The 6935-nt window shown below is 31.7% G+C and carries 7 protein-coding genes and 1 pseudogene; 3 read left to right on the top strand and 5 right to left on the bottom strand.

What is annotated here, in order from left to right; translation table 11 throughout:
• On the bottom strand, positions 1-206 hold a 206-nt coding region (locus tag AC1DIV_RS27240), incomplete at its 3' end, for a hypothetical protein (RefSeq protein WP_477577843.1).
• Positions 207-313: 107 nt separating this feature from the next.
• Between AC1DIV_RS27240 and AC1DIV_RS27235 the strand changes: the two genes are divergently transcribed.
• Positions 314-1525 carry an MFS transporter gene (locus AC1DIV_RS27235; protein ID WP_477577842.1) on the top strand — a complete coding sequence of 404 codons (1212 nt, stop codon included), beginning with the start codon at positions 314-316 and terminating at the stop codon, positions 1523-1525.
• The gene (locus tag AC1DIV_RS27230; RefSeq protein ID WP_477577841.1) at positions 1525-1977 is read left to right on the top strand and encodes a GNAT family N-acetyltransferase; all 453 of its coding nucleotides are present in this window, start codon (positions 1525-1527) and stop codon (positions 1975-1977) included. The genes AC1DIV_RS27235 and AC1DIV_RS27230 overlap by 1 nt, the downstream gene beginning before the upstream one ends.
• 664 nt (positions 1978-2641) lie before the next feature.
• On the opposite strand, the gene AC1DIV_RS27225 is transcribed toward AC1DIV_RS27230, so the two are convergent.
• Positions 2642-2950 (bottom strand): hypothetical protein, encoded by a 309-nt coding sequence (locus AC1DIV_RS27225; protein WP_477577840.1) that lies wholly within the window; start codon positions 2948-2950, stop codon positions 2642-2644.
• A 187-nt stretch (positions 2951-3137) separates the two neighbouring features.
• On the opposite strand from AC1DIV_RS27225, the gene AC1DIV_RS27220 reads away from it, so the two are divergent.
• Positions 3138-3308 carry a hypothetical protein gene (locus AC1DIV_RS27220; protein WP_477577839.1) on the top strand — a complete coding sequence of 57 codons (171 nt, stop codon included), beginning with the start codon at positions 3138-3140 and terminating at the stop codon, positions 3306-3308.
• Positions 3309-3501: 193 nt separating this feature from the next.
• Here AC1DIV_RS27220 and AC1DIV_RS27215 read toward each other — a convergent pair whose 3' ends face one another.
• The 3 genes and pseudogenes from AC1DIV_RS27215 to AC1DIV_RS27205 all read right to left on the bottom strand — a co-directional run bounded on the left by AC1DIV_RS27215 (position 3502) and on the right by AC1DIV_RS27205 (position 6679).
• Positions 3502-4269, bottom strand: a complete 768-nt coding sequence (locus AC1DIV_RS27215) for an SDR family oxidoreductase (protein WP_328138828.1) — start codon at positions 4267-4269, stop codon at positions 3502-3504.
• 871 nt (positions 4270-5140) lie between these two features.
• Positions 5141-5776 (bottom strand): annotated as a pseudogene (gene ribB, locus AC1DIV_RS27210) (3,4-dihydroxy-2-butanone-4-phosphate synthase); the annotation flags it as partial.
• A gap of 108 nt (positions 5777-5884) precedes the next feature.
• Positions 5885-6679 carry a DeoR/GlpR family DNA-binding transcription regulator gene (locus tag AC1DIV_RS27205; RefSeq protein ID WP_328138827.1) on the bottom strand — a complete coding sequence of 265 codons (795 nt, stop codon included), beginning with the start codon at positions 6677-6679 and terminating at the stop codon, positions 5885-5887.
• Between the last annotated feature and the right edge of the window lie 256 nt (positions 6680-6935).

Here is a 6935-nt window from a genome sequence, read left to right as displayed (position 1 = left end):
TGGTTATAGTGATCTTGTGATTTACCTTCAGAGTTGCTCACAAAGTTCTCGATGTTTTTTGAAACATGGTTATAGTGATCTTGTGATTTACCTTCAGAGTTGCTCACAAAGTTCTCGATGTTTTTTGAAACATGRTTRTAGTGATCTTGTGATTTACCCTCAGAGTTTTTTACAAAGTTCTCAATGTTTTTTGATGTTTTTGTCATTTTTTTATCTCCTTTTTATGTAAAATTTGGTACAATATAAATTGTAATATAATTTTTAACATTGTCAATGTTTTAATTTTTTTGAAATATTAGGAAAAGGAGGAACTATGCAGAAAATTCCGAATGATAAAAATGTAATGAAACTCTATTTTATTGGATTTTTCGGTAATAATTTTTTTGATAGAGCAATTTGGATGATTTACTTTACACATTTGGGTTTTTCATTATTACAAATTGCTATACTACAAGCTATTCTAAACGCAACACAATTTTTATCAGAAATTCCAACCGGACTTATTTCTGATAAATATGGTAGGAAAGTCTCTTTAATTGTAGCGAGAATGTTCATTATTTGTTATATGCTAGGATTTATGTTTTTTGATAGTTTTTATTTAATTGCTGTAGCTCAAGTCTTTTACGGAGTAGGTCTAACTTGTATTTCTGGAGCAGATCAATCCCTACTGTATGACACGTTAAAAGATAAGAAACTCGAAAAAAATTACAGTAAAATCATTGGACGTTATTTTGCTATTGTAATTTTAGCGTTAGCTATTTCTATGTCAATAGGAGGGTTTCTCCAGGAATTATCATGGTCTACAGTATACTTATTTGGTGTAATATGTCAGTCAATTGCATTGTTAATAACTTTAAATTTAAAAGAAAGTAGTAGTTATAATACAAATAAAACTAGAAAGGTTTCGGATTTAATTGGAGAAATTAAATTGTTTTTGAAATTAAATCCAAATTTGAGGCTATATTTAATTGGTATAGGAATCTTTTATGCAATAGGTTCTGTATATTACATGTATAATCAAGTGCTTTTTGATCAAATGGGTTTACCTACATACATAATATCTTTATTGTTCGGAATTGATTCAATTGTTGCAGCAGTTGCTTCTATTAACGCATACAAACTAGAGAGTAAATTTACAGCAAGGATTGTTTTCAGTTTTTGTTTGAATGCAACAGTTGTGATGTTCTTGCTTTTATTTACTAAAACTAACTTTTGGGTTCTAATTGGATTTTTTGGTGTGAGTTTAATTTATAATACACTTGAACCTATTGCTAGCAATGTTTTGAATTTAGAGGTTTCATCTGAAAAAAGGAATACAATGCTATCAATGACTAAATTTTTATCCACATTCATAATGTTCTTGTCATTTCCACTAATCGCTTTTTTAACAAAATTTTTAAGTGTTTATTATGTATTGGCAATTACGGGTGCATTTACAATGTTTATATCTAGTCGTCTTATTAGCAAATTTTTTTCCGAATCAAAAATACAACTTAAATTCTCAAAGGAAAAGAAGGTACTGTAATGATAATTTATAATTATTTTAAAGATAATCAAATTTATGATGCAGCTAACCTTTTTATAGAAGTTTTTAATAGTCCACCCTGGAATGAGAATTGGACCTTAGAATATGCCATTCAAAGAATTGAAACCATCTTTAAAACTCCTGGGTTTAGAGGCATCGTTTGTTTGGAGGATTCTAATTCAGAAATAGTGGGTTTTTGTATTGGAAATGATGAGGCTTGGGAGAATAGAAAAGTTTTTTATCTAAATGAACTATGTATTAAACCTTCATATCAACAGAGAGGCATAGGAAAAAAATTAATAAATAGATTAGAGAGAGAGTTGAACCACCTCGAGGTCAATCAAATTTATTTATCAACAATTAGAAAAAAGGAAGGGCCAAAAGACTTTTTCAGTAAGCTCGGTTATATTGTTGAGGAAGAGCGTATTACGATGTTGAAAAAACTTAAGTGAGAAAATTAATATTTTTATTGCTTTAATATATAAAATAGGAGGTATATTCATGAGTAACACCGTCCCAGTAGAAATATTAGAAGAAAATGATCAACATGTTATAGGGCCTAAAAATGGAGATGTAGGTTTTTAACTAAATGTCTCATCCCGCTGACTATCTATTCTTTTTCCCTATAAAATAAAAATACTCAGGTAGACGCATTACAACATCTGATTTGGATTAATCCTAATAAAGATAAATTAGAAGTTGTTAGAGGGAATGATAAGTATGCAATTAACAGAAGAAAATTCAGGTATTTATTTAAAATTATTACGGGTGAGGAATTAACTGATTAAAAATAAGGATTATGGAACTAACGGGTGCTTTACTTCAATAAGAGAGGTTGCTGAGGCAGCCTTTTTCTTATTGAACTACCATGAAAATAAGTTTCTTTAAAAATGAAAAATAACAATACTTAAGAAGACCCTGCTCAATCGTTTTAAAAAAAGAGGAGAGCGTTAATTAATTAGTCTATGGATTAGGGTTGACTGGGTTAAGGTCAGTATTAGTATTGACACTTCCTAACCATTTTCAATCTTTGTGGTGAATCGCCGATTTTTGCGATTCATGGATGGCTAACGGGGCAGGTTAGTTCAACAAGCGTAGTGTATTCGTACTATGACGTTACTTCTTCTGTTTTAAATCCATTTCGTCTAGCACGAATACTTTAAAAGAGTCTTTCTCTTTCATATCGCAAAAACAATATCCATCTTCCATTTCCATAGGGGAATCATCTTCTCCATAATTTTCAAATGCTCTTACAAATGCGATATAAACCACTTCGTGACTTGGTTTTTCAAACTTTTCATCAAGGTAAAATTCACTCCAACAATCTTCTAAGAAAGTAACCCTATCCAAATATTTTTCTCTTTTGCCAACAAACCATTTTCGCCCACTTCCACTTGCACCTTCTGTAAACTCTGTTAATTCCATTTGACTCACTCCTTCACAGTTTGTGTCAACTCCGCGATAAGTTTTATAGAACTACCATGAAAATAGACTTCTGGAATTTAGGGGAAAAGGCAATACTTAAGAAGACGCAGCTCTCGTATAACAAGCGAAGCTATGACACTACATGGAGGACAGGGGTACTGGTTAATAAGTAGAGGAGGTAAAGATAATGAATCCAGTTGTTGGATTGAAAGAAGAGAAAAATCCGCCTTTAGGCATGCAATTAAAGCAAGCAAGATATTTTAAAAATACAATAGAGCAAGATCACTGTTTTATTCCGTTTTATGGAGGAATTGGAGCTATTTCGTACAGCTATTTACATACTGTGGCATATAAGTGATACGTTTGATTAAAAAGAAACAGACTCACCAAATGGTGACGTCTGTACAAAATCAAAACCAATTTATCCATAGACTATCTGAATTAGTTTCTGCTGGTAGTTTAAAAAAAACTGCCCGTTTCTAGAGAATCATTTCTTCATCAGAGCCCCAATCAATACTATCCCTTCAGGATAATATTGATTTTATTCCCTATTATTTAATCGTATTACCACCATCAATTACCATATTTTCACCAGTAATTAGATTTGTCGCATCGCTCGCTAAGAATAAGGCAATAGCTGCAACTTCTTCGGGGTATCCAAAGCGTCCAAGTGGAATTTCTTTTTTCGCTTTTTCCCCTTTTTCTCCAGCCCAAGCCTTTTCCCCTAATTCAGTTAAAATAACAGTAGGTGAAATAGCGTTTACTTTAATGTCAAATTGAGCCCATTCATAAGCAAGTACTTTAGTCATTCCAAGAATTCCGGCTTTACTTGCAGCATAAGCCACATGATTATCTAATGCAATAAGTGCTGCCTGAGAAGCTAAGTTAATAATATTCCCACCTTTTCCTTGTTCAATCATTAAAGTGCCGACTTTCTGGCACATTTTAAATGATCCAGTTAAGTTAATCTCAATGGTTTTTTGCCAGTAATCATCAGAAATATTTTCTGCATCATCGAGTAAAGCAATACCAGCACAGTTTACTAGAATATCAATCTTGCCGAAGTGTTCTCTAACTTCCTGGATTGCAAGGTCCATACTTTCGTTACTAGTAATATCGCATTGCACGCCGATGGAATTTTTTGTACTCAATTCCTTAGCTACATCTTTCACAAAATCTTTTTGGTCAAAAATAGCAACTTTTGCCCCTTTTTCTATGTATAATTCCGATATAGCTTTTCCAATTCCGCTTGCTCCGCCTGTTACAATTGCAACTTTGTCTGTAATATTGAAGTTTTTATCATATCCTTGAAAACCCATAAAATATCTCCCTTTCTATTAATATATTTTTGAAAACGTTTTCATTGTTGAGTATTAAATTAACTATTTTCATTTTAATACAAATTCAATCGCTTTTTCAATATTATTTATCATTTATTTTTATATTTTTCATTTTATTTATCGTTTGTTTTTACATTTTATAAATTTCGATGTGAGGAATACAATAATTTGAAAAGAATTTAGAAATTTCTAATAGAATTTGTTCCAATGTAGGCAGTTCAAATAATTTATGAATTCCATCAACAGTATTGTGATGATGCCTTTTTTTAGGATAATAAAAGTATGTCCAGGTGAGGTAAGACAAAGTTGGATTTTCTACCCGTTGATTGTAGACATTTTATATTTTAATGTTATAAGTAGAATCTTTATCTGCCTTATTGATAAGACAGGAGGGAAATAAGAGGTAGCCAAGGCTTTTTAGAAAGCACTAGGCTACTTTTTATTGTATTTAGAGGTGAGGGCACTCTTCAAAGTTATTACTGATAAGGAGCATCAGTAATAATGAAAGGTATATCCCATGAATATTTTATTTATATTCAAAAATAGGATTAATGGATATTTTCATCTGATACTACTATTGCTTTAATGTTTTGTTCTTTTAACTTTTTTATTTCACTATCTTGCATAACATAATTAGTTATCAGAGTATCGATCTGATTTAACTGGATTTGAGTCAATATTTTGGACACTAAAAAGTTAAATCTTAAGCTGTATTCCTAATTCGATCTTCAATGGCTTGCATCCCAATCTTCATATTAGTATTTATCATTCAAAACAATTCTCACAGTATGTAATTTCAATACACGAAAGTAGACAAAAAGGTGAACATCAGGAACCTTGTATTCTAATTTATTTCTACTTTTTCAATGCACGGTTTTTCATATTTACGACGAAACTCAATTAACTCTTTAATTGTAATCATCTTTAGATCAAAGTGCTTAGCAATCGTTACTAAGTCTGGAATGCGTGCCATTGTACCGTCATCTTTCATAATTTCGCAAATAACACCCGCAGGTTTTCCACCGGCTAATAATGCTAGGTCAACAGCTGCTTCTGTATGACCAGCGCGACGAAGTACTCCACCGTTTCGTGCGATTAGTGGAAACACATGCCCTGGCCGACGAAAATCATCAGCATTTACATCTTCATCCAATAATGCTTGAATTGTTTCGGAACGTTCAAACGCACTGATACCCGTTGTTGTTGTTTTGTAATCAACGCTAATCGTAAAAGCTGTACCGTAAGCATCTGTGTTGTTATCATGAACAACCATAGGATTTAGTTCAAGTCTTGTAGCCAATTGGTTAGAAATGGGCGTACAAATCAATCCTCTGCCGTGCATGGCCATAAAATTAATGACTTCAGGTGTAGAGTATTCAGCAAGCGCGACAAAATCACCTTCATTCTCACGCTTTTCATCATCACAAACAATGATAATTTTTCCACTCTTTAAATCCTTTAATGCTTCTTCAATTGTATGAAACATATTTGTCACCTCACTATTTAATTTGTATAGCTATATTCATAAAACTTCCACCGTTTAAATCGGGAATCCATTAATTATATACTTATATAATTTCTATAGAGGAAGGGATTAATGAACGTTTTCGTCTGTTGATACTGTTATTACGTCAACATTTTGTTCTTCAAGTTTTTTTGCATAATTATCTGTTATATCAAAATCAGTTATTATAGTATCTATTCGATCAATTGAAGCAAATGATGCAATTGAATTTTTATTAATTTTAGTATGATCAAGTAAAGCAACTACCTTGTTGGAGGCATTGACCATGGCTTTTTTTAATTCCACTTCATATACACTGAAATCTGTTAAACCGGATTCGAAAGAAAATCCATTAGCGGACGTAAACATCAGATCGATATTAATTTGGTTTAAAATATTTACTCCTAAACTACCTTCTAGAGAATACGAACCTTTTTTAACAATCCCTCCTAGTAATATCACAGTGATATTAGAATTCTCATTTAATTCAAGAGCAGTATTAATGCCACTTGTTACAACTGTTAGTCGAATTTCCATCTCTTTTAGAGTACGGGCTAGTTCAAGAGTGGTTGAGCTTGAATCGAGCATAATACATTGACCGTTTGAGAGAAGTTCAGCAGCCTTTTTAGCAATAGCAGCCTTTTCAAAGCGGTTTTTTAGTTCTCGTGTAGTAAAGCTTGTATCGTTATCTTGCTTTTCGGATAAAATTGCTCCTCCATGTGTTCTTTTTAGAAGACCCTCTTCTTCCATCTTCGATAAATCTGTTCGTAATGTCGCTTCAGAAACTTTTATTTCTTCTGAAAGTTCTTTTATTGTAATACGATGCAGATCTGTCAGTTTTTCCAGTATGATTTTCCGTCGTTCTGGCGCAAACATTTTTTTCATTTTATCACCTATATACCTTAATTATTTTATCAAATTGAACTCGCTTACAAAAAAATCGATTACCACTGAAGTCATAAATGAGAAAATGGAATATTTATTACTCAAATGAGACTGACTGGAGATTTATAATGAACTTTCTCTTAATTATTATCATACATCATTTTTTTATATTAATCTAAAGTAATTAAAATTAAAAGAAAATTAAAAGGAAATGAAAAACAAATGAAAAAAAACGAAAAAATAAATTGACCTTTCA

The organism is Peribacillus sp. 05N428 (assembly GCF_056397085.1).
This window is presented reverse-complemented; position numbering and strand designations above follow the sequence as displayed.